The sequence below is a fragment of the Micromonospora pattaloongensis genome, assembly GCF_900107255.1.
GTDB classification, from domain to species: Bacteria; Actinomycetota; Actinomycetes; order Mycobacteriales; family Micromonosporaceae; genus Micromonospora_I; species Micromonospora_I pattaloongensis.
In genome coordinates, this window is sequence record NZ_FNPH01000001.1 from 422,999 (window position 1) to 444,138 (window position 21,140).

Genomic DNA, 21,140 nt, shown 5'->3' on the forward strand with positions numbered 1-21,140 from the left:
CAAGCAATGGAAGGGCTTGCAATGAGTCCGGCAAGATCTTGCTCGTGAGCTACAGTGCCGCCATGCGCGCACGACTGTCCGACATCGCCCAGCAGGCCCAGGTGAGCGAGGCGACCGTGTCGCGCGTCCTCAACGACCGGCCCGGGGTCTCGCCCGAGACCCGGCAGGCGGTGCTGACCGCGCTGGACGTGCTCGGATACGAACGCCCGGCGCGGCTGCGCAAGCGCAGCGCGGGGCTGGTGGGCCTCGTCGTCCCGGAGCTGGACAATCCGATCTTCCCGGCCTTCGCGCAGATCATCGAGTCGGCGCTGGCGCAGTCGGGCTACACGCCGGTGCTCTGCACGCAGACGCCCGGCGGGGTCACCGAGGACGAGTACGTGGAGATGCTCCTCGACCGCCAGGTCTCCGGCATCGTGTTCGTCTCCGGGCTGCACGCCGACACCAGCGCCGATCATGACCGCTACCGCAAGCTGATCGGCCGCCCCCTGCCGATCGTGCTGGTCAACGGCTTCGCCCGGGACGTCGGGGCGCCGTTCGTCTCCTGCGACGACCGCGTGGCGGGCGAGCTCGCCGTCTCCCACCTGGTGGCGCTCGGGCACCGACGGATCGGGCTGATCACCGGGCCGGACCGGTTCATCCCGGTGCAGCGCAAGCTGGCCGGCTACCGGGCCGCGATGACCCGCCTGCTCGGATCGACCGAGGCCGAGCTCGACGAGCTCGTCTCGCTGTCGCTCTTCGGCGTCGAGGGGGGCGAGGCGGCCGCCGGTCGGCTCATCGAGCGCGGCGTCACCGGGCTGGTCTGCGGCTCCGACCTGATGGCGCTGGGTGCGATCCGCGCCGCCCGCCAGCGCGGCCTGTCGGTCCCCGGCGAGCTGTCGGTGGTCGGCTACGACGACTCACCGCTGATCGCCTTCACCGATCCGCCGCTGACCACCGTGCGCCAGCCGGTCCGCGCGATGGCGGTCGCCGCGGTGCGGGCGCTGGTCGACGAGATCAACGGGCACGCGGCCCCGCACTCCGAGTACGTGTTCCGCCCCGAGCTGGTGGTGCGGGGCTCGACCGGGACGGCACCGGCGGCGCGGGACCTCGCGGCGTCCGCGTCGCCCACCGGCCGGTAGCCCATTTCTTGCGCAAGGGTTGCTTGACTCTTTCAACGGTCCCCCGCATCCTGCTGGGGTACGACCGCGTCCGATCACGAACGGGGAGACCGTGACGACCTTTGCCGCCGCAGCGACGCCGACGACCGACGAAGACTGGTGGCGCGCCGCGGTCGTCTACCAGGTCTACGTACGCAGCTTCGCCGACGGGGACGGCGACGGGACCGGTGACCTGCGGGGCATCCGGCAGCGCCTGCCGTACCTGCGCGACCTGGGGGTGGACGCGCTGTGGCTGACGCCGTTCTACCGCTCCCCCATGGTCGACGGCGGCTACGACGTCTCCGACTACCGCGACGTGGATCCGATGTTCGGCACGCTCGCCGACTTCGACGCCATGATCACCGATGCGCACGCGCTCGGGCTGCGGATCATCGTGGACATCGTGCCCAACCACACGTCCAGCGCGCACCCGTGGTTCGCCGCCGCGCTGGCCGCCGGCCCCGGCTCGGCCGAACGCGACCGGTACCTGTTCCGGCCCGGTCGCGGCTCGGACGGGCAACTGCCGCCCAACGACTGGGAGTCCATCTTCGGCGGTTCGGCGTGGACCCGGGTGCCGGACGGCGAGTGGTACCTGCACCTGTTCGACCCGGCGCAGCCGGACCTCAACTGGCGGCACCCCGAGGTGCGCGCGGAGTTCGAGGACATCCTGCGCTTCTGGCTGGACCGCGGCGTCGACGGCTTCCGGATCGACGTGGCGCACGGGATGATCAAGGAGGAGGGGCTGCCGGACGTCGGCCACAGCTCCGCGACCGGGCAGCGCCAGGTCGAGCTGCTCGGCAAGGGCCGGCTCCCCTACTTCGACCAGGACGAGGTGCACGACATCTACCGCGCCTGGCGGCCCATCCTGGACAGCTACCCCGGCGGCCGGATGGCGGTCGCCGAGGCGTGGGCGGAGACCCCGCAGCGCCTGGCCCGCTACATCGGACCGGACGAACTGCACCAGGCGTTCAACTTCGACTTCCTCGACGCCACCTGGTCGGCGGACTCGTTCCGCAAGGTGATCGACACCGCGCTCGGCGAGGCGACGATCGTCGGCGCGCCCACCACGTGGGTGCTCTCCAACCACGACAAGCAGCGGCACGTCACCCGGTACGGCGACGGTCCGGCGGGGCTGCGCCGGGCGCGGGCGGCGGCGCTGCTGATGCTCGCGCTGCCCGGCTGCGCCTACGTCTACCAGGGCGAGGAGCTCGGTCTGCCGGAGGTGCTGGACCTCCCGGACGAGCTGCGGCAGGACCCGGCGTTCCTGCGCACCGGCGAGAGCCGCGACGGCTGCCGGGTGCCGTTGCCGTGGAGCGGGGACCAGCCGCCGTACGGCTTCGGGCCGGACGGGTGCGCGTCGTCCTGGCTGCCCGCGCCCGCGACCTGGGCGGCGCTGTCGGTCGCCGCGCAGACCGGTGATCCCGCCTCCACCCTGGAGCTCTACCGCGCCGCGCTGCGGCTGCGGGCCGCCCACCCGGCGCTCGGGGGCGAGTCGGAACTCGCCTGGCTGGACTCGGAGCCGGGTGTGCTCGCCTTCGCCCGCGCCGGGGGCTTCGTCTGCGCCGTCAACTTCGGCGACGCTCCGGCCCCCGTCGGCAGGTACGGCACCCCGCTGCTGGCCAGCGAAGCGCTGATCGAGCGGGACGGGGACATTTTTCTGCCCGCCGACGCGGCCGCGTGGTTCGAAGCCCGGACGGCTGGGTAGTAGGCGGTAGACCCTGGTCGCCCGTTGTGCTTCGCGCCGACGGGCGACTGGGCGGTGTTTCGCCGGACCCCTTTGTGGTGGGGGGAGTTCGCCGAACCCCTTGTGGTGGGGGGAACAGGTGTGCCGGCGCCCCCGTCACCCGGGGGCGCCGGCACCACCCACACCTCAGCGCGCCTTGCTCAGCTTCTCCGCGATCCGCGCCTGTCCGGCCCGCACCTCGTCCGGGCTCGGCGGCGCCGACGGCTCGAGGTGGTGGTCCAGGATCTCCGCCTCGGGTTCGGTCTCGTCGAAGTCGGGGTAGGCGTCCCCCTCGTCGATCTCCGCGCCCGCTTCCTCCGCGGCCCGCTGCGCCGCCGCGATCTCGCCGCGGATCTCCTCGACCGAGACGTGCGGCAGCAGCGGCTCGACGACCGCCATCAGCTCCTCGTCGGCGACGACGGACTCGGCCAGCGCCAGCGCGTGCGGCCGCTCGTACGGTCCGCAGACGACCGGCTCCCACTCCTCGTCGTCATTGAGCGGTCCGAACGTGATGATCCACGGCATGCTGAGCACCGGCGAGTCTTCCGGCAGCTCCAACGTGACTAGTGCCCCCATTCGAATCATCATGCGGGCTTCCGTGATCATGTGCGTGCGGTTTGCCCTAAATCCCCCGAATTTGCTCTCCGGCCCCGCGCCAGGTCGCCGACCCGGCCGTGCGCGCTGGTCGCCAGCAGGGCCGCGCCGAACAGCAGCAACTGGTTGAGCAGATACAGGTAGACGAGCACCCCGACGGCGCCCGCCACCACGGTGTACGCGGGATTCCGCTCCACCTGTCCGACCACTCCGCGGCCCAGCGTGTTCAGCAGCGTGATGCCGAAGCCCACCCACCACACCGGCCAGCGCAGCCGGCGCGGCGGCATCCGCAGCCGCGGCACGACCACCATCAACGCGGTCGCCAGGATCAGGTTCACCAACAGGCTCATGAGCCAGCCGATCACGGCCAGGAGGGGCCCACGCTCGCCCACCGCCCCGCGCAGCAACGAGGTCAGCAGGTCGACCGCCGCCACCGACGTGCCGATCAGGACGAGGACCGCGACCAGCGCCGCGAGGTCGATCACCCGCCGGATCAGCACGTTGCCCGGCTGCTGCTCGAGACGGTGGATCAGCCGCTGCGACGAGCGGATCGCCTCCACCCACCCGATGCCGGTGAGGATCAGCCCGATCACGCCGATCACCCCGACCGTGCCGCTGGTCTCGCCGATCTCGCGGAGCTCGACGAACGGCAGGTACCGGCGGACGAAGTCCTGCACCACGATCTGCAGCGCGACGTTGCGCTTCAGCACGAACCCGAAGACGGAGTACGCCACCAGCACGAGCGCGAAGATCGCGAAGAACCCGTAGTAGGCGATGGCGGCCGCCAGCCGCCCGCCCATCACCTCGTTGTACCGGCCGAGCGCCCGGCAGAAATGGTCGAACCCCGGCGAACGGCGGCGGCGGGCCGCCACGGCACGCCCCCACGCGGCGGTCGCCCGGGCGATGACATTCACGCGGCCATCCTCGCCGATCACCGCGCGCGCCGCGCGCCCGCGCCGCGGGCGACCGGCGCCGTCACCGAAGCGCCGGGGTCAGCCGCGCAGCGGGAAGTCCCGGTGCGGCCGCCAACGCCCCTCGCCGCTGTGCGAGAAGAGCGTGAACCCGTCCACCTCGAACCGCGCCGAGAAGTCCGCCAGGTCCTCGAAGACCTTGTCCAGCGCCTCCGGGGAGACGTCCTGGGCGACGGTGACGTGCGGGTGGTACGGGAAACGGCTCTCCCGCCGCAGGTCCTCCGCCGCGCCGATCGCCTCGGCCAGCACCTCGCACTCGCTGATCCCGGCCGCCACCGCAACGAAGACGACGTCGGTGATCGGGCGGAACGTGCCGGTGCCGCGCAGGTGCAACGTGTACGGCGGATGGGCCGCGGCGACCGCGGCCAGATGCGCCTCGATCGCGGGCAGGCTCGCCGCCGGAATCTCGGTCGGCCCCAGCAGCGTCAGGTGCGCGGGTACGAACTCCGCCGCGGGGTCGCCCGCCTCGGCGCGCCGACGCGTCAGCACCTGCCCCCAGGGCTCCGGGATGTCGATGGCGACCCCGATCCGCGTCGACTCGACGCCGGGATCCGGCAACCCGCCGATGCGAATCACGCTCCGCTCTTTCCGCTCATACCGCCGACCGCCAGTCGCCGGGTTCGCCACCGGACCGATTTCCGGCGGGTGTCCCATAGTGCCCGGCTACGAGGGGCGGGCGGCAACTCCGCCGCGCCCGCGTGTGACCACCCTCATCCGTTGCGGGCCGGCGCGAGGAAGCCGATCCGGTCGTACGCGGTGCGCAGCGTCGCCGACGACACGCCGCGCGCCTTCTCGGCGCCGATCGCGAGCAGCTTGTCCAGCTGCGCGGGATCGTCGAGGAAAGTGCGGGTCCGCTCCTGGATCGGGCGGACGAACTCGACCACCACCTCCGCGAGGTCCTTCTTCAGGTCGCCGTAGCCGGCGCCGGCGTACGACTCGACGAGGTTGTCGATGCCACGGCCGGTCAGGGCCGCGTAGATGGTCAGCAGGTTCGCGATCCCGGGCTTGTTCTCCGGGTCGAAGATGATCTCGCGACCGGTGTCGGTCACCGCGGAGCGGATCTTCTTCGCCGACTTCGCCGGCTCCTCCAGCAGCTCGATAATGCCGGCCGGCGACGACGCCGACTTCGACATCTTCGCGGTCGGGTCCTGCAGATCCGTGATCTTGGCGGTGTCCCGCACGATGTGCGGCGCCGGCACGGTGAAGGTCGGCCCGTACAGCGAGTTGAAGCGCTGGGCCAGGTCCCGCGTCAGCTCCAGGTGCTGGCGCTGGTCCTCCCCGACCGGCACCGCGTCCGCCTGGTAGAGCAGGATGTCGGCCGCCTGCAGGACCGGGTACGTGAACAGCCCCACGCTGGCCCGCTCCGTCCCCTGCCGGGCGGACTTGTCCTTGAACTGCGTCATCCGGCTCGCCTCGCCGAACCCGGTGATGCAGTTGAGCACCCAGGCCAGCTGCGGGTGCTCGGGCACGTGCGACTGCACGAACAGGGTGCAGCGCTCCGGGTCGAGCCCGACCGCGAGCAACTGGGCCGCGGAGACGCGGACGCGCCGGCGCAGCACCTCCGGCTCGTGCCCGGCCGTGATCGCGTGCAGGTCGACCACGCAGTAGAACGCGTCGTGCGTCTCCTGCATCGTCACCCAGTTGCGCACCGCGCCGAGGTAGTTGCCGAGGTGGAACGAGTCGGCGGTCGGCTGGATACCGGAGAGCACCCGGGGGCGGGAGACGGGCTCGGACATGCGCCAATTCTGTCAGCACCGCCGCGGCGCGCGGTGCCGCCCCCACACCCCCGCCACGACCGCCCCGCGGCCGGCGGCGACTCAGCCCGGATCCACCGCGACGACCCCGCCGTCGGCCACCGTCCGGGCCGGCGACGGCGACGGCGCGGCGACCGACCCGAGCGCCACCCGCGCGACCCGCCGGCCGTCCAGCGCCAGCACCCGCAACACCCGGCCGGCCCCGCCCGCCGCGCCGCCAACCGGCGCGTCACGGCGGGCCGGCTCGCGCTCGGGCCCCGCCGCGTGCGGGCCGGGCAGCGGCACCTCGTCGCCGACGACCGCGAGCCGCCCGAGCGCGGCCATCACGAAGCCACCCACCGTCTCGTACGGCCCCGGCGGCAGCGCCAGCCCGGTCCGCTCGGCGAAGTCGGCGAGGTTCAACCGCCCGTCGAGCTCCTCCGGCATCCCCACCGGCGCCGGGTCGGGCGCCGCGTCGTACTCGTCGTGGATTTCGCCGATCAGCTCCTCGATCAGGTCTTCCAGCGTGACGATCCCGGCCGTGCCCCCGTACTCGTCGACCACCACCGCCAGATGCTGGCGCTCCCGCCGCATCTCCGAGAGCGCGGCCAGCACCCGTTTACTGCCCGGCAGCCGCTTGACCTCGCGGGTCAGCTCGCCGATCGTCGCGCGCCGGTCCCCCTCCGGCCGGATCAGCACGTCGCGCAGGTGCACGAAACCGATCACGTCGTCGTGCGTGCCGTCCACCACCGGATAACGGGTGTGGGTCTCCGCCCGCACCAGCTGCGCCGCGTCGTCGAGCGGAAGACCGGCGGCGAGGAAGACCACCTCGGTACGGGGCACCATCACCTCGCGCACCAGGCTGGCGCCGGCGACCAGCACCTCGTCGATGATCCGGCGCTCGACCGGATCGAGCAGCGTGTTGGCGGCCACCAGGTCGCGCAGCTCGGCCTCGCTGATCCGCTCCCGCCCGGCCGTCGGACTCGCCCGCAGCAGCGCGGTGACCAGCCGGGTGGACGCGTCGGCGCCGCGCACCACCACGTTGGCGAGACCGCGGGCCAGCGGACCGGGTTGACGGCGGACAGCGCCCGGCGCACGGCGTGCCCGGGACCCGGCACTGCCGGCACCCTGCATGTCCGCCAATGGTAGACAGGGTCGGCGGCGTCCGGGATCGGTTCACCCGGGAGCGGCCGCCGGGGGCGACCGCCTACCCTGGCGGGGACGGGCACGCCGACCACGGCGTCGGCGGTGCGCACACACCCAAGGAGGAGCGCGCGGTGAAGCTGCTGGTCACGGGGGGCGCCGGCTACGTCGGCAGCGTGGTCACCCGGATGCTGCTCGACGCGGGGCACGAGGTCGTGGTCCTGGACGACCTGTGCACCGGACACGCCGAGGCGATCGCTCCGGACGCGACGTTCGTCCGGGCGTCGATCCACGACGCGGCGCAGGTGCTGACCCCGCAGGCCGGCTTCGACGGCGTGCTGCACTTCGCCGCCCTGATCGCGGCCGGCGAGTCGATGGTGAAGCCGGAACTCTACTGGCGGACCAACACGGTGGGGTCGCTCGCGCTCATCGACGCGGTGCGCGCCGCCCGGGTGCCGAGGTTCGTCTTCTCCTCCACCGCCGCCGTCTACGGCAACCCCGCCACGGTCCCCATCGCCGAGACCGCATCGCCCGCGCCGACCAGCACGTACGGCGCGACCAAGCTGGCCGTGGACATGGCGCTCACCTCGGAGGCGTTCGCCCACGATCTGGCTGCGGTCTCGATGCGCTACTTCAACGTGGCCGGCGCCTACCTGCCGCCGCAGGGCGCGGGGATCGGCGAGCGGCACGACCCGGAGTCGCACCTCATCCCGATCGCCCTGCAGGTCGCCGCCGGCAGGCGCGACAAGCTGCAGCTCTTCGGCGACGACTACCCCACCGCCGACGGCACCTGCGTGCGCGACTACATCCACGTCGAGGATCTCGCCCGCGCCCACCTGCTGGCGCTCGCCGCGGCCCGCCCCGGCGAGCACCGGGTCTTCAACCTCGGCAACGGCAACGGGTTCTCGAACCGGCAGGTGGTGGAGGTGGTCCGCGAGGTCACCGGCCACCCCGTGCCGGTCGAGATGGCGCCGCGCCGCGAGGGGGACCCGGCCACGCTGGTCGCCTCGGCGGAGCGGGCCCGCACCGAGCTGGGCTGGGTGCCCGCGAAGCCGGGCCTGCGGGACATCGTCGGCGACGCCTGGAGCTTCTACCGACAGCTGCACGCCTGACCGGCGGCCCGCGACGTGATCAAGGGCTTGTTCACGCGATCTCTGACCGTGTGAACAAGCCCTTGTCCGCGGGAGACTCCCTGATCGGCCCCGCCGCGTCAGCTCGCGTCGACGATCATGCCGCTGCCGACCGTGCGGTTGGTGGTCTCGTCGATGATGATGAAACCGCCGGTCGTGCGGTTGCGGCGGTACTCGTCGGCGAGCAGCGGCACGGTGGTGCGCATCCGGATCCGGCCGATCTCGTTGAGCCGCAGCTCGGTCACGGCCTCGTCGCGGTGCAGGGTGTTCACGTCGAGCCGGTAGTGCAGATCGCGCACGACCGCCCGCGCCGACCGCGTGGTGTGCTTGATCGCGTACTTTCCGCCCACCCGCAGCGGCCGCGTCTCGTCCATCCAGCAGACCATCGCCTCGATGTCCTGCGCGACCGCGGGCGCGTTGTGCGGACGGCAGATCAGGTCACCGCGCGAGATGTCGATCTCGTCTTCGAGCCGGACCGTCACCGACATGGGCGGGAACGCCCGCTCGACCGGCCCGTCGGCGGTCTCGATCGCGGCAATGCGGCTGGTGAACCCGGACGGCAGCACCATGACCTCGTCACCCGGCTTGAGCACGCCGGAGGCGACCTGGCCGGCGTAGCCCCGGTAGTCGGTGACGGTCGTGGACTGCGGGCGGATCACGTACTGCACGGGGAACCGCACGTCGACCAGGTTGCGGTCGGACGCGATGTGCACGCGCTCCAGGTGGTGCAGCAGCGACGGCCCCTCGTACCAGGGCATGTTCTCGGAGCGGGCGACGATGTTGTCGCCGTTCAGCGCGGAGATCGGAATCACCGACAGGTCCGGCGCCTCCAGCTTGGCGGCGAACGCGGTGAACTCGTCGGCGATCGACTCGAAGACCTCCTGCGACCAGTCGACGAGGTCCATCTTGTTGACGCAGAGCACCAGGTGCGGCACCCGCAGCAGCGAGCAGAGGAACGCGTGCCGCCGCGACTGCTCCACCAGCCCCTTGCGGGCGTCGACCAGGATCAGCGCCAGGTCGGCGGTGGAGGCGCCGGTGACCATGTTCCGGGTGTACTGCAGGTGGCCGGGGGTGTCGGCGATGATGAACTTGCGGCGCGGGGTGGCGAAGTAGCGGTACGCGACATCGATGGTGATGCCCTGCTCCCGCTCGGCCCGCAGCCCGTCGGTGAGCAGCGCGAGGTTCGTGTACTCGTCGCCGCGCGCCGCCGACACGGCCTCGACGGCGGCGAGCTGGTCGGTGAAGAGCGACTTGGTGTCGTACAGCAGACGGCCGATCAGCGTCGACTTGCCGTCGTCGACGCTGCCCGCGGTCGCGAAGCGCAGGAGATCCATCGCACGGCTCTCGGTGGGCATGGTGGCGGTCATCAGAAGTAGCCCTCCCGCTTGCGGTCCTCCATCGCGGCTTCGCTGACCCGGTCGTCACCGCGGGTCGCGCCACGCTCGGTGATCCGGGTCGCCGCGACCTCCTCGATCACCTTCTCGACGGTGTCCGCCTCCGAGCGGACCGCGGCGGTCTGCGACGCGTCACCGACGGTGCGGTACCGGACGGTGGTCTTGAACGGCACCTCGCCGTCGCGCGCCCGGAAGAACTCGTTCACCGCGTACAGCATCCCGTCGCGCTCGACCACCTCGCGCTGGTGCGCGTAGTAGATCGACGGCAGCGCGAGCCGCTCGCTCGCGATGTAGTGCCAGACGTCCAGCTCGGTCCAGTTCGACAGCGGGAACACCCGGATCGACTCACCCGGGTGGTGCCGACCGTTGTACAGCGACCACAGCTCCGGCCGCTGGTTCTTCGGGTCCCACTGGCCGAACTCGTCGCGGAAGCTGAAGACCCGCTCCTTGGCGCGCGCCTTCTCCTCGTCGCGCCGCGCCCCGCCGAACAGCGCGTCGAAGCGGTGCTTCTCCACCGCGGCCAGCAGCACCGGGGTCTGGATCCGGTTGCGGGTGCCGTCGGCCGGCTCGCGCACCAGGCCGGCCTCCAGCGCCTCGGGCACGCTGGCGACGACCAGGTTGAGCCCCAGCTCGGCGACCCGCGCGTCCCGGTACTCCAGCACCTCCGGGAAGTTGTGGCCGGTGTCCACGTGCATCACCGGGAACGGGATCCGCGCCGGCGCGAAGGCCTTCTCGGCCAGCCGCAGCATGACGATGGAGTCCTTGCCGCCCGAGAAGAGCAGCACCGGACGCTCCAGCTCGGCCACCACCTCACGCATCACGAAGATGCTCTCCGCCTCCAGGGCGTCGAGGTGGGAAACGCGGTACGCCGCCTGGCTCATGCCTCCGCCTCGCTACGGTCGCTCATGAGGATTCCAGACCTTCCCGGTAGGTTAACTGCAGTAGCGGGTCAGGTTACCCGGATGTGGCGTTGCAGCGCTGCAAGCAGCCGGGAAGCCAGATCCTTCCGGCACACCACCAGGTCTGGCAGGCGCGGATCGGCCTCGTTGTATTGCAGCGTAGATCCGTCGATTCGGGAAGCGTGCAGTCCGGTGGCCGTCGCCACAGCGACCGGCGCCGCCGAATCCCACTCGTACTGGCCGCCCGCGTGCACGTACGCGTCCACCTCGCCGCTGATCACCGCGGCGATCTTCGCGCCCGCCGACCCCATCGGGACCAGCTCCGCGCCGACGTCCTCCGCGAGACCGGTGAGGAACGCCGGCGGACGGCTGCGGCTCGCGGCGAGCCGGATCACCCCGGCCGCCCCCGACGACATCGGCGGATAGCCGGGCGGGTTGTCCGTGGCCAGCACCCGGTGCTGCGCCGGCAGCGCCACCGCGCCGGCGACCAGGCGGTGCGGGGTCGACCCGTTCCGCGCCCAGAGCGCGACGTGCACCGCCCAGTCCGCGCGCCCCTGTTCGGAGTACTCGCGCGTACCGTCGAGCGGATCCACGATCCAGACCCGGTCCGCGGTCAGCCGCGACGGCGCCGGCAACCCGGACGCCTCCGCCCACGCACGCCGCGCCTCGTCGTCCTCCTCCGACAGCACCGCGTCCGCCGGCCGCCACCGCCCCAGCTCCGTACGGAGCAGGTCGTGCGCGCGCTTGTCGCCGGCCGCCTTCAGCGCCGCCGGATCGGCGTGGCCGAGCTCCGCGCGGACCTCCAGCAGCAGCCGCCCGGCCCGCTCGGCCAGCCAGCGCGCGAAGGCACCGTCACCCACCGGCGGGTTCATCGGCACGCCCCCGTCGCCGACCTCTCCAGGTGTCGCAGGCCCAACTCAGACCGCCTCCTCCCACGGCAGGTCCGACGCCGGCGACCCCTGCCCCAACCCGGCCGCCCGGCGGCCCGACCGCCGGCGACCACGCATGTCACCGGGACACTCTGCCACCCGCCGCGCGGGCGGCGGTGCCACCCCCGACCGGGTCCCGCGATGTCAGACGCCGTGGTACGCGTTCTGCGTCCACTCCACGCCGTGGTTCACGATCGCCTCCACGACGTCGGCCGCCCGGTCGACCAGGAACTCCAGCTCCTTGCGCTCCGTGGCGGAGAAGTCCGACAGCACGTAGTCGGCCGGGTCCTGCCGGCCCGGCGGCCGCCCGATGCCGAACCGGACGCGCGCGTACTCTTTGCTCCCCAGCGACTTCGACATCGAGCGCAACCCGTTGTGGCCGCCCTCGCCGCCACCTCGCTTGGCCCGCAGCTGGCCGTAGTCGATGTCGAGCTCGTCGTGGACGGCGATGACCTGATCGACGGGCACCTTGTAGAACTGGCTCAGCGCCACCGCCGGCCCGCCCGAGAGGTTCATGTAGGTCAGCGGCTTGACGAGCACCAGCTTCGGCCCGCCCATCCCGAGCCGCCCCTCGGCGACCTCGGCCACCGCCCGCCGGTGCCGGCTGAACTTCGCGCCCATCCGCCCGGCGAGCAGCTCGACCACCATGAAGCCGACGTTGTGCCGGTTACGGGCGTACTCCCTGCCCGGGTTGCCCAGCCCGACCACCAGCCACGGCGCGGTCTCCACGACACCTCCAGAAACAACCCGGGCGTCCCCCGCGCCGGCGAAGCGGCACGGGGGACGCCCGGATCAGCGAATCGGTCAGGCCTGCGCGGTCTCGGCGGCCGCCTCGGCGGCCTCGGCGGCCTCGCCCTCGGTGGCCTCCTCCTCCGGAGCCTCGGTCGCCTCCTCGACGACGGTGGCCGCGGAGATCAGCGCGATGATGGTCCCGGGGTCGGCGGCGAGCTCCACGCCGGCCGGCAGCGTGACGTCGGCCGCGGTGACCTGCGAGCCGGCCTCCAGGCCCTCAATCGAGGCCTCGAGCGACTCGGGCAGCTTGGTGGCGTCGGCGTTGACCGACAGCGTGTCGCTCTCGTGCACGACCAGGGTGTCCCGGGCGGCCTCGCCGACCAGGTTCACCGGCACGTCCACGGTGACCATCTCACCGCGGCGCACCAGCAGCAGGTCGACGTGCTCGAAGGTGTCCTTGATCGGGTCACGCTGGATCGCCTTCGGCAGGGCCAGCGCCTGGGTGCCGTCGGTGATCTCGATCGTGAAGAGCTGGTTGGCGCCCCCGTGCCGGATGGCGGCGGCGAACTCACGCGCCGGCAGCGCGATGTGCTTCGGCTTCTCGCCGTGGCCGTACAGGACGGCGGGCACCTTACCGGCCCGGCGGGTACGACGGGCACCACCCTTGCCGAACTCGGTGCGGGGCTCGGCGCTGATCTTTACCTCGGACACGGTGGGTACTCCTGGAGTTTCGGCGGCTGCGATGCAAATATCCGGTCGGTGAACCGGAGCGATGTCGGGCGGTGCCGGGCGAGGAGGCGCTGGGACGCTCGTCAGAGCAGTGCCCGGAGCACCGCGTCGATCACGGTGCGTCCACGCGGCAACGCTCTTCGTCAGAAGCGGCCCGCAGGGCACCCTCGCCGTGGCAACCGCGCCAGTCTACCCGAGCCGCCGGCAACCCCTTCAGGCAGTCCCACCGTCCGGCCCGGTCCGCCCGCCTACGGGACGGACGAACCGGGACGAACGTCAGCTCAAGCCACCGAACAGGGTGGTCACCGAACCGTCGTCGAAGACCTCCCGGATGGCCCGGGCGAGTAGCGGCGCGATCGACAACACAGTGATCTTGTCGAGTTGCTTCTCCGGCGGCAGCGGGAGTGTGTTCGTCACCACGACCTCGCTGATCCGGCTGTTCTTCAGGCGCTCCGTCGCGGGGTCGGAGAGCAGCGCGTGCGTCGACGCCACGATGATGTCGGCCGCGCCCGCCTCGTGCAGGATCTCCGACGCCCCCACGATCGTCCCGCCCGTGTCGATCATGTCGTCGACGACGAGGCAGACCCGCCCCTCCACGTCGCCGACCACGCGGTTCGCGACCACCTGGTTGGGCTTGAGCGGGTCCCGCGTCTTGTGGATGAACGCCAGCGGGCAACCGCCCAGCCGGTCCGTCCAGCGCTCTGCCACCCGCACCCGGCCGGAGTCCGGCGCCACCACCGTCATCGGGCGGCCCGCGTACTTGCGCTCCACGTAGCCGGCGAGGATGTCCATCGCGAAGAGGTGGTCCACCGGACCGTCGAAGAAGCCCTGGATCTGGGCGGTGTGCAGGTCGACGGTGAGGATCCGGTTCGCGCCCGCGGTGCGCAGCAGGTCGGCCACCAGCCGGGCCGAGATCGGCTCCCGGCCGCGGTGCTTCTTGTCCTGGCGCGCGTACGGGTAGAACGGCAGCACCACGGTGATCCGCTTCGCCGAACCCCGCTTCAGCGCGTCGATCATGATCAGGGTCTCCATGACCCACTTGTTCACACCGTGCGTCACCGACTGCACGACGAAAGCGTCGGAGCCGCGAACCGACTCCTTGAACCGGACGAAAATCTCGCCATTGGCGAACTCGTACGAGTCGGAGGGCGTCGGCGCGACGCCGAGCACCTCACCGATCTCCTGCGCCAGCTCGGGAAAACCTCGTCCGGAGAAGAGCATCAAGCTCTTACGGTTTTCAGCGACGATGCTGCCCATCGAGGACGTCTGCTCCCGTCAGTCGGTGGCTGCGGCCAGCGGACCGCAGGAACTATGCGTTCCGAGTATCCCTCGCGCCCTCGCCCACACCACCAGCCCGACCCCGGTCGTGGACTGTCTCACTTTCGCTTGTGCTCGCGTCCGCCGGCGGCTGGTCGGCCGGCAGCGCCGTGCCCGCCTGGAGCGCCCGCTCGGCGGCCTCCGCCGCGGCCGAGCCGGGCCGACGCCGCGCCACCCACCCCTCGATGTTGCGCTGCTGCCCCCGGGCCACCCCGAGCGCGCCCGGCGGCACGTCAGAGACGATCACCGAACCGGCGGCCGTGTACGCGCCGTCCCCCACCTGCACGGGAGCGACGAACATGTTGTCCGCCCCGGTCCGGGCGTGGCTGCCGATCACCGTGCGGTGCTTGTTGATCCCGTCGTAGTTGACGAAGACCGTCGCCGCCCCGATGTTGCTCTGCTCGCCGATCGTCGCGTCCCCGACGTACGACAGGTGCGGCACCTTGGTGCCCTCGCCGATCTCGGCGTTCTTGGTCTCCACGAACGTGCCGACCTTCGCCTTGCGCGCCAGTCGCGAGCCCGGCCGCAGATAGGCGTACGGCCCGACGCTGGCGCCGTCGCCGACCTCCGCGCCGGTCGCGTGCGACCGCAGCACCGTCGCGCCGACCCCGACCGTCGTGTCCACCAACGTCACGTCCGGCCCGACCGTCGCGCCCTCGGCGACCGCCGTCGCGCCGCGCAGCTGCGTGTTCTGGTCGATCACCGCGTCGCGGCCCAGCGTGACGGTCACGTCGATCCAGGTGGTCATCGGATCGGCGATCGTCACACCGGTCCGCATCCAGCCCTCGTTGATCCGGTCACGCAGCAGCCGGCGCAGGCCCGCCAGCTCGACCCGGTCGTTGCACCCGAGCGTCTCGTTCGCGTCCGCCGCGACGTGCACCGCGACCGCCTGGCCATCGGCGGCGAGCAGCCCGAAGACGTCGGTCAGGTACTCCTCGCCCTGGTCGTTGTCCGTCGACAGCTTTCCCAGCGCCCCGCGCAGCCGCGCCGCGTCGAAGGCGTAGATGCCGGCGTTGATCTCCCGGATCCGCCGCTCGTCGGCGCTCGCGTCCCGCTCCTCGACGATCCGCTCCAGGCCACCGGCCGGATCGCGCACGATCCGCCCCAGCCCGGTCGGATCGGCGACCTCGGCGGCGAGCACGGTCGCGGCCGCGCCGGCGCGTTCGTGGGCCTCGACCAGCGCGGTGACGGTCTCGGCGCGCAGCAGCGGCACGTCGCCGTTGAGCACGATGACGGTGCCCTCGCTCTCCGGCGCCGCCTCCAGCGCGATCCGCACGGCGTGCCCGGTGCCGTGCTGCTGGGCCTGCAGCACCGGGGTGGCGGCGGGCGCGATCTCGGCGAGGTGCGCGGTGACCTGGTCGGCGCCGTGCCCGACCACGACCAGCGTGCGCGCCGCGCCGACCGGCGCGGCCGCGGCCAGCACATGGCCGACGAGGGTACGGCCGAGCAGCGGGTGCAGCACCTTGGGCAGGGCCGACTTCATCCGCTTGCCCTCGCCGGCAGCGAGAACGACGACGGTGCGCGGCGGAGCCTGGGTCACGAGGGAGCTCCCGTCAGAAACGGCGGTCAGTCAGCGGCCCCATGCTAGCGACGGGGGCACCCGCGGTGGCTGCCGGGCCGACGCAAACAGGGCAGAAGAGGGAGCTCGGCCGCCAGGACTCGAACCTGGAATACAAGAGCCAAAATCTTGGGTGTTGCCAATTACACCACGGCCGATCGTGCCGGTGGATAGCTTAACCGCCCGAACGTCCTCCTTCGCGACCGAGATCCGGCCCCCTGCGCCGCCGGCGATCATCGGCGCCCCGATCCGCAGGGTGTCCTTCGCGTTCGACCGTTTCGTCCACCCGGGCGGGGGTACCCGGTGGACCCGCTCGTACAGCGTGTCCGGCCTGCGGTCGAGCCGCTGGCGCCGAACACGTTCGGGCTCGGGCACGACAGCTCGGCCCGGCCGTCCCCATCCAACTGCCAGGTTCCGGTCCGTAGAAAACTACGGTTCCGTAGGTTACGGTGACGTAGGCGTAAGTTGTCGTTCTGAACCCTCAGTGAGGTGCCATGTCCACCACCCTCCTCGAACCGCCCTCGGCCGCACCGGCGTCCGGTCCCAAGCCGCTCACCGAGGGGACCCAGTCCCCGGGCATCCTGATCGCGCTCTGGTCCTTCGTGGTGATCCCGTTCCTCGCGCTGATCGCCGCGGTCCCGGTCGCCTGGGGCGGCTGGCTCTCCTGGACCGACGTGGCGATCGCCCTGGTGTGGTACGTGGTGGCCGGGCTCGGCATCACCGTCGGGTTCCACCGCTACTTCACGCACGGCTCGTTCAAGGCGAAGCGCTGGCTGCGGATCGCGCTCGCCATCGCCGGCTCGCTCGCCGTCGAGGGCAACATCACGCAGTGGGTCGCGGACCACCGCCGCCACCACGCCTTCTCCGACGTGGAGGGCGACCCGCACTCGCCGTGGCGCTTCGGCAACAGCGTCTGGGGCCTGACCAAGGGCCTGCTCTACGCCCACGTGGGTTGGATGTTCCACCGCGAGCTCTCCAACCGCGAGCGCTTCGCGCCCGACCTGCTCGCCGACAAGGACATCAGCCGGATCGACCGACTCTTCCCCGCGATCGTCGCGATCACCCTGCTCGGCCCGGCGGCGATGGGCGGGCTGATCACCTGGTCCTGGCACGGCGCGCTGTCGGCGTTCTTCTGGGCGGGCCTGGTCCGGATCGCGCTGCTGCACCACGTGACCTGGTCGATCAACTCGGTCTGCCACGTGTACGGCGAGCGCCCGTTCGAGGTGCGCCAGGGCGACAAGGCGGCGAACTTCTGGCCGCTGGCGATCCTGTCGTTCGGCGAGAGCTGGCACAACCTGCACCACGCCGACCCCACCTGCGCCCGGCACGGCGTGCTGCGCGGTCAGATCGACATCTCGGCGCGGACGATCTGGCTCTTCGAGAAGATCGGCGCGGCCACGAACGTGCGCTGGCCGAAGCCGGAGCGGGTGGCCGCGAAGCTGGTCAAGCCGACCGCGTGACGGTCGGCGCGCGCGCCGCGGGCCCGTGTCGGTCACGGCGGGCTGGCAGGATGGCGCAGTGACAGAGACCCCGAGCACGAACGGCGGGGGGCGGGGGCGCGTTCCGGCCCCACCCCCCGCGCCCGCCAAACCCAGCTCTCGGGTGCGGATGTCCGCGGCGCAGCGGCGCGAGCAGTTGATCGCCATCGGCCGCCAGCTCTTCGCCGAACGCGGCTTCGACGCGACCTCGATCGAGGAGGTGGCGGCCCGGGCGAAGGTCTCCAAGCCCGTCGTGTACGAGCACTTCGGCGGCAAGGAGGGCCTGTACGCGGTCGTGGTGGACCGCGAGGTGCGGGCGCTGCTGGACCGGATCACGACGGCGCTGACCGCGGGGCATCCGCGAGAGCTGCTGGAGCAGGCGGCGCTGGCGCTGCTGGACTACATCGAGGAGGAGACCAACGGCTTCCGGGTGCTGGTCCGGGAGTCGCCGTTGGTCTCCGGGACCGGAAACTTCAGCAGCGTGATGAACGACGTGGCGCACCAGGTGGAGCACATCCTGGGCGCGGAGTTCAAGAGCCGCGGCTACGACCCGAAGCTGGCCGAGCTCTACTCGCAGGCGCTGGTCGGCATGGTCGCGTTGACCGGCCGCTGGTGGTTGGAGGTGCGCAAGCCGCGCAAGGAGACCGTGGCGGCGCACCTGGTCAACCTGGCGTGGAACGGGCTGTCGCACCTGGAGGCGAAGCCGGCGCTGATCAGCCGGCGCGGCCGTGGCTGACGCCGTGCGGCATCCGCAGCCGGCCGTGCCGCAAGCCGTCCTCGGTGTCGGCGTCCGCGGCTGAGCCGACCTTGTCGTACAGCCCGGCGGTGAGGAACACCATGCCGAGCACGAACGACACGATGACGTTCGCGACCGAGAAGTTCAGGAAGTTGGCGTGCCGTAGCAGGGTCAGCATCACGAGGCCGGTCGCCAGCGCGACGACGCCGGCGGCGAGATTGACCAGGTGTTCGGCGCGGCCACCGAAGACCGCGGCGGCGACGACGGTCGCGCCGAACAGCAGCGACGCGATCGCGGAGGCGAGATTGGCGCGCAGGCCGAGCGCCCAGACGTCCTCACGCCCGAAGAGCGGGTCGCCCCAGGTGACGGCCATCCCGACGACGCCGTAGAGGAACAGGTAGAGCCCACCGAGACCGGCGATGGTCCGGTAGACGGGCCGCAGCGGGTGGTTGACCGGGATATGAGCCATTGCTCCACCTCCGTCGCGTCGACGCTCTGGATGGATTGTCGCGCGGGGAGCCGGGTTGTGCCCGCCGAACCGGTCGGTTCGGCGGGCACGGGTGGCGGCGCTCAGAGGTTGAGTCGCGCGTCCTGCCAGGCGCGGTGCTGCTCCTCGGTGCCGACCTTGCCGTACATGCCGGCGGTCAGCAGCACCAGTCCGATGATCATGACGACGATGACGGTGACGATGCTGAAGCCGAAGAAGTTGGCGTCGGTGCGCAGCAGGGCCAGCTCGGCGAGGCCGAGCAGCATGAAGAGGTACCCGAAGAGCTTGTTGATGGCGGCGTCGAGGTTGCGGCCGATGCCGGTGCCGATCAGGATCAGCGCGCCGACGGCCACGGAGACCAGCGCGTAGCCGCGGTTGGTGCCCTGCCCGAGGACGAGAGCGGCGTCCTGGGCGAAGAACTCTTCGCCGCTGTTCTGGATGAAGCCCAGCACCCCGAAGATCACCAGGTAGATGCCGGTCAGTCCGCCGATCGCTCGGTAGATCGGGCGCGCGGGGTGGTTGACGGGGTTGTGCGCCATGGCTGTCTGTCTCCAACGCCGTGCCAGTGATGGTCGCCGACGATTGTGGCGTATGGGGCAACGGCGCTGACCAGTGACCCCGCGCGATCAGCTCTCCGTCACTTGTTCGGCGAGCAGCAGCCACTCCTCTTCGGCCCGGGCGCGCTCGGCCTGCAGGGCCCGCAGCTGCGCGTCGAGCTCTGCCACCTTGCCGTAGTCGGTGGCGTGCGCGGCGAGCTGCTCGTGCAGCCCGGCCTCCTTCTGCTCGAGCTTGCCGATCTGCCGTTCCAGCCGGGCCAGCTCCTTGCGGGCGGCCCGGACCTCGCCGGCGGAGAGCGTCGGCTCGCCCTCCGGCGGGGACGGCAGCGCGGGCGTGGTGACGCCGCCGATCCGCCCGCGTTCGCCGGCGTCGACGGGGGCGTCCGCGGCCCGCGCCAGGTATTCGTCGATCCCGCCGGGCAGGTGCACGAGGCGGCCGTCACCGAACATGCCGTACACGACGTCGGTGACCCGCTCGATCAGGTAGCGGTCGTGGCTGGAGACGATCACCGTGCCGGGCCAGGAGTCCAGCAGGTCCTCCAGCGCGGCGAGGGTGTCGGTGTCGAGGTCGTTGGTCGGCTCGTCGAACAGCAGCACGTTGGGTTCGGTGGCGAGCAGCCGGAGCAGCTGCAGCCGCCGCCGTTCCCCGCCGGAGAGGTCACCGACCGGGGTCCAGAGCCGCCGGTCGTCGAAACCGAACAGCTCGGCGAGCTGCGCCGCCCCCAGCTCGCGGTCGCCGAGCGTGACCCGGCGGGCCACCTCCTCGACGGCTTCGAGCACCCGCAGCTGGTTGGGGAGCTCGGCGAGCTCCTGCGACAGGAAGGCGGGCCGGACGGTCGCGCCGACGGCGCGCCGCCCCTTCTCCGGCTCGGTGATGCCGGCGAGCAACCGCAGCAGCGTCGTCTTGCCGGCGCCGTTCGCGCCGACGATGGCGATCCGGTCCCCCGGCCCGACCTGCCAGGTCAGGTCGTCGAGGACGAGCTTGTCGCCGGCGTGCAGGGTGACCTCCTCGAGGTCGTACACCTGCTTGCCGAGCCGCGCGGTGGCCAGCCGCTGCAGCGACACCGTGTCGCGCGGCGGCGGGACGTCGGCGATCAGCGCGTTGGCGGCGTCGATCCGGAAGCGCGGCTTGGAGGTCCGCGCCGGCGGGCCGCGGCGCAGCCAGGCGATCTCCTTGCGCAACAGGTTCTGCCGGCGCGCCTCGGTGGCGGCCGCGACGCGTTCGCGCTCGGCGCGCGCCAGCGTCCAGGCTGCGTAGCCGCCCTCGTAGACCCGGACGGTCTGGTCGGCGACCTCCCAGGTCGTCGTGCAGACCGCGTCGAGGAACCAGCGGTCGTGCGTTACCACGACCAGCGCGCCGCGCCGGGTGACCAGGTGGCGGGCGAGCCAGGCCACGCCGGCCACGTCGAGGTGGTTGGTGGGCTCGTCGAGGATGAGCAGGTCGGCCGCGCGGACCAGCAGCGCGGCGAGCGCGACACGCCGCCGTTCGCCGCCGGACATCGGCCCGACCGGCTGGTCGAGACCGAGGTACGGCATGCCGAGCCCGTCGAGGATGCCGCGTACGCCGGCGTCGCCCGCCCACTCGTGCTCCGCGCCGAAGCCCTCGTCGAGCCAGGCGGTGCCGAGCACGACGTCCCGTACGGTCGCCTCGGGGGCCAGGTCGAGCGTCTGCGGCAGCCATGCCACCCGCAGGTCGCGGCGGTGTGTGACCCGGCCGTTGTCGGGCTGCTCGGCCCTGATGAGCAGGCGGAGCAGCGTCGACTTGCCGGCGCCGTTGAGCCCGACGACGCCGATCCGGTCGCTGTCCTCCAGGCCCAGCGAGACGTCGGTGAGCAGCTGCCCGGCCGCGCCGTACCCCTTGGACACCCGGTCCAGGTTGAGAATGTTCGCCACC

20 protein-coding genes and 1 tRNA gene are annotated in these 21,140 nt (G+C 72.0%); 5 read left to right on the plus strand and 16 right to left on the minus strand.

All coding sequences use genetic code 11. The features are described from left to right. Positions 1-44: 44 nt before the first annotated feature. Positions 45-1,118, plus strand: a complete 1,074-nt coding sequence (locus BLW47_RS02045; protein ID WP_091550663.1) for a LacI family DNA-binding transcriptional regulator — start codon at positions 45-47, stop codon at positions 1,116-1,118. A 91-nt stretch (positions 1,119-1,209) separates the two neighbouring features. Then, on the plus strand, positions 1,210-2,841 hold the full coding sequence (locus tag BLW47_RS02050; protein ID WP_091550666.1) for a glycoside hydrolase family 13 protein: 1,632 nt from the start codon (positions 1,210-1,212) through the stop codon (positions 2,839-2,841). Positions 2,842-3,006: 165 nt separating this feature from the next. On the opposite strand, the gene BLW47_RS02055 is transcribed toward BLW47_RS02050, so the two are convergent. From BLW47_RS02055 to BLW47_RS02075, 5 genes are all read right to left on the minus strand, one after another. Further along, positions 3,007-3,435 (minus strand): hypothetical protein, encoded by a 429-nt coding sequence (locus BLW47_RS02055; RefSeq protein WP_091550669.1) that lies wholly within the window; start codon positions 3,433-3,435, stop codon positions 3,007-3,009. A 26-nt stretch (positions 3,436-3,461) separates the two neighbouring features. Then, a complete protein-coding gene (locus BLW47_RS02060; protein ID WP_091552370.1) occupies positions 3,462-4,367 on the minus strand; it encodes a YhjD/YihY/BrkB family envelope integrity protein in 906 nt (301 codons plus the stop codon). Between the two features lie 78 nt (positions 4,368-4,445). Then, entirely contained in the window at positions 4,446-5,060 is a 615-nt protein-coding gene (locus BLW47_RS02065; protein WP_425435335.1) for a 2'-5' RNA ligase family protein, read from the minus strand. 74 nt (positions 5,061-5,134) lie between these two features. Then, positions 5,135-6,160, minus strand: coding sequence for a tryptophan--tRNA ligase (trpS, locus tag BLW47_RS02070; RefSeq protein WP_091550674.1), 1,026 nt, complete (start codon positions 6,158-6,160; stop codon positions 5,135-5,137). 81 nt (positions 6,161-6,241) lie between these two features. Then, positions 6,242-7,291: a hemolysin family protein gene (locus BLW47_RS02075; RefSeq protein ID WP_091552373.1), complete on the minus strand. Its 1,050-nt coding sequence runs from the start codon at positions 7,289-7,291 to the stop codon at positions 6,242-6,244. Between the two features lie 143 nt (positions 7,292-7,434). Between BLW47_RS02075 and galE the strand changes: the two genes are divergently transcribed. Continuing rightward, on the plus strand, positions 7,435-8,412 hold the full coding sequence (gene galE / locus BLW47_RS02080) for a UDP-glucose 4-epimerase GalE (RefSeq protein WP_091552375.1): 978 nt from the start codon (positions 7,435-7,437) through the stop codon (positions 8,410-8,412). Positions 8,413-8,510: 98 nt separating this feature from the next. On the opposite strand, the gene BLW47_RS02085 is transcribed toward galE, so the two are convergent. From BLW47_RS02085 to BLW47_RS02120, 8 genes are all read right to left on the minus strand, one after another. Next, positions 8,511-9,797: a sulfate adenylyltransferase subunit 1 gene (locus BLW47_RS02085; protein ID WP_091550676.1), complete on the minus strand. Its 1,287-nt coding sequence runs from the start codon at positions 9,795-9,797 to the stop codon at positions 8,511-8,513. Further along, positions 9,797-10,705: a sulfate adenylyltransferase subunit CysD gene (gene cysD / locus BLW47_RS02090; protein ID WP_091550679.1), complete on the minus strand. Its 909-nt coding sequence runs from the start codon at positions 10,703-10,705 to the stop codon at positions 9,797-9,799. Before cysD ends, BLW47_RS02085 begins: the two co-directional genes overlap by 1 nt. 68 nt (positions 10,706-10,773) lie before the next feature. After that, the gene (locus BLW47_RS02095; RefSeq protein ID WP_425435307.1) at positions 10,774-11,595 is read right to left on the minus strand and encodes a 3'(2'),5'-bisphosphate nucleotidase CysQ; all 822 of its coding nucleotides are present in this window, start codon (positions 11,593-11,595) and stop codon (positions 10,774-10,776) included. Between the two features lie 201 nt (positions 11,596-11,796). Next, complete coding sequence (pth, locus tag BLW47_RS02100; RefSeq protein WP_091550682.1) at positions 11,797-12,381, minus strand: aminoacyl-tRNA hydrolase; 585 nt, start codon at positions 12,379-12,381, stop codon at positions 11,797-11,799. A gap of 75 nt (positions 12,382-12,456) precedes the next feature. After that, a complete protein-coding gene (locus BLW47_RS02105; protein WP_091550685.1) occupies positions 12,457-13,095 on the minus strand; it encodes a 50S ribosomal protein L25/general stress protein Ctc in 639 nt (212 codons plus the stop codon). A 294-nt stretch (positions 13,096-13,389) separates the two neighbouring features. Beyond that, positions 13,390-14,370, minus strand: coding sequence for a ribose-phosphate diphosphokinase (locus BLW47_RS02110; protein ID WP_091550687.1), 981 nt, complete (start codon positions 14,368-14,370; stop codon positions 13,390-13,392). A 52-nt stretch (positions 14,371-14,422) separates the two neighbouring features. Beyond that, the gene (gene glmU, locus BLW47_RS02115) at positions 14,423-15,970 is read right to left on the minus strand and encodes a bifunctional UDP-N-acetylglucosamine diphosphorylase/glucosamine-1-phosphate N-acetyltransferase GlmU (protein WP_091550690.1); all 1,548 of its coding nucleotides are present in this window, start codon (positions 15,968-15,970) and stop codon (positions 14,423-14,425) included. Positions 15,971-16,074: 104 nt separating this feature from the next. Then, positions 16,075-16,146 (minus strand) — tRNA-Gln (locus BLW47_RS02120). Between the two features lie 336 nt (positions 16,147-16,482). On the opposite strand from BLW47_RS02120, the gene BLW47_RS02125 reads away from it, so the two are divergent. Together BLW47_RS02125 and BLW47_RS02130 are read left to right on the plus strand one after the other, a co-directional pair. Further along, positions 16,483-17,448 (plus strand): acyl-CoA desaturase, encoded by a 966-nt coding sequence (locus BLW47_RS02125; RefSeq protein ID WP_091550693.1) that lies wholly within the window; start codon positions 16,483-16,485, stop codon positions 17,446-17,448. A 148-nt stretch (positions 17,449-17,596) separates the two neighbouring features. Further along, positions 17,597-18,202: a TetR/AcrR family transcriptional regulator gene (locus tag BLW47_RS02130; protein ID WP_091552379.1), complete on the plus strand. Its 606-nt coding sequence runs from the start codon at positions 17,597-17,599 to the stop codon at positions 18,200-18,202. Here BLW47_RS02130 and BLW47_RS02135 read toward each other — a convergent pair. The 3 genes from BLW47_RS02135 to BLW47_RS02145 form a co-directional block, all read right to left on the minus strand. Continuing rightward, positions 18,180-18,671 carry a DUF4383 domain-containing protein gene (locus BLW47_RS02135; RefSeq protein WP_091550695.1) on the minus strand — a complete coding sequence of 164 codons (492 nt, stop codon included), beginning with the start codon at positions 18,669-18,671 and terminating at the stop codon, positions 18,180-18,182. The two genes, BLW47_RS02130 and BLW47_RS02135, sit on opposite strands and share 23 nt — an antisense overlap. A 101-nt stretch (positions 18,672-18,772) precedes the next feature. Beyond that, complete coding sequence (locus tag BLW47_RS02140) at positions 18,773-19,228, minus strand: DUF4383 domain-containing protein (protein ID WP_091550698.1); 456 nt, start codon at positions 19,226-19,228, stop codon at positions 18,773-18,775. Positions 19,229-19,315: 87 nt separating this feature from the next. Next, positions 19,316-21,139, minus strand: coding sequence for an ABC-F family ATP-binding cassette domain-containing protein (locus tag BLW47_RS02145; RefSeq protein WP_091550701.1), 1,824 nt, complete (start codon positions 21,137-21,139; stop codon positions 19,316-19,318). Between the last annotated feature and the right edge of the window lies 1 nt (position 21,140).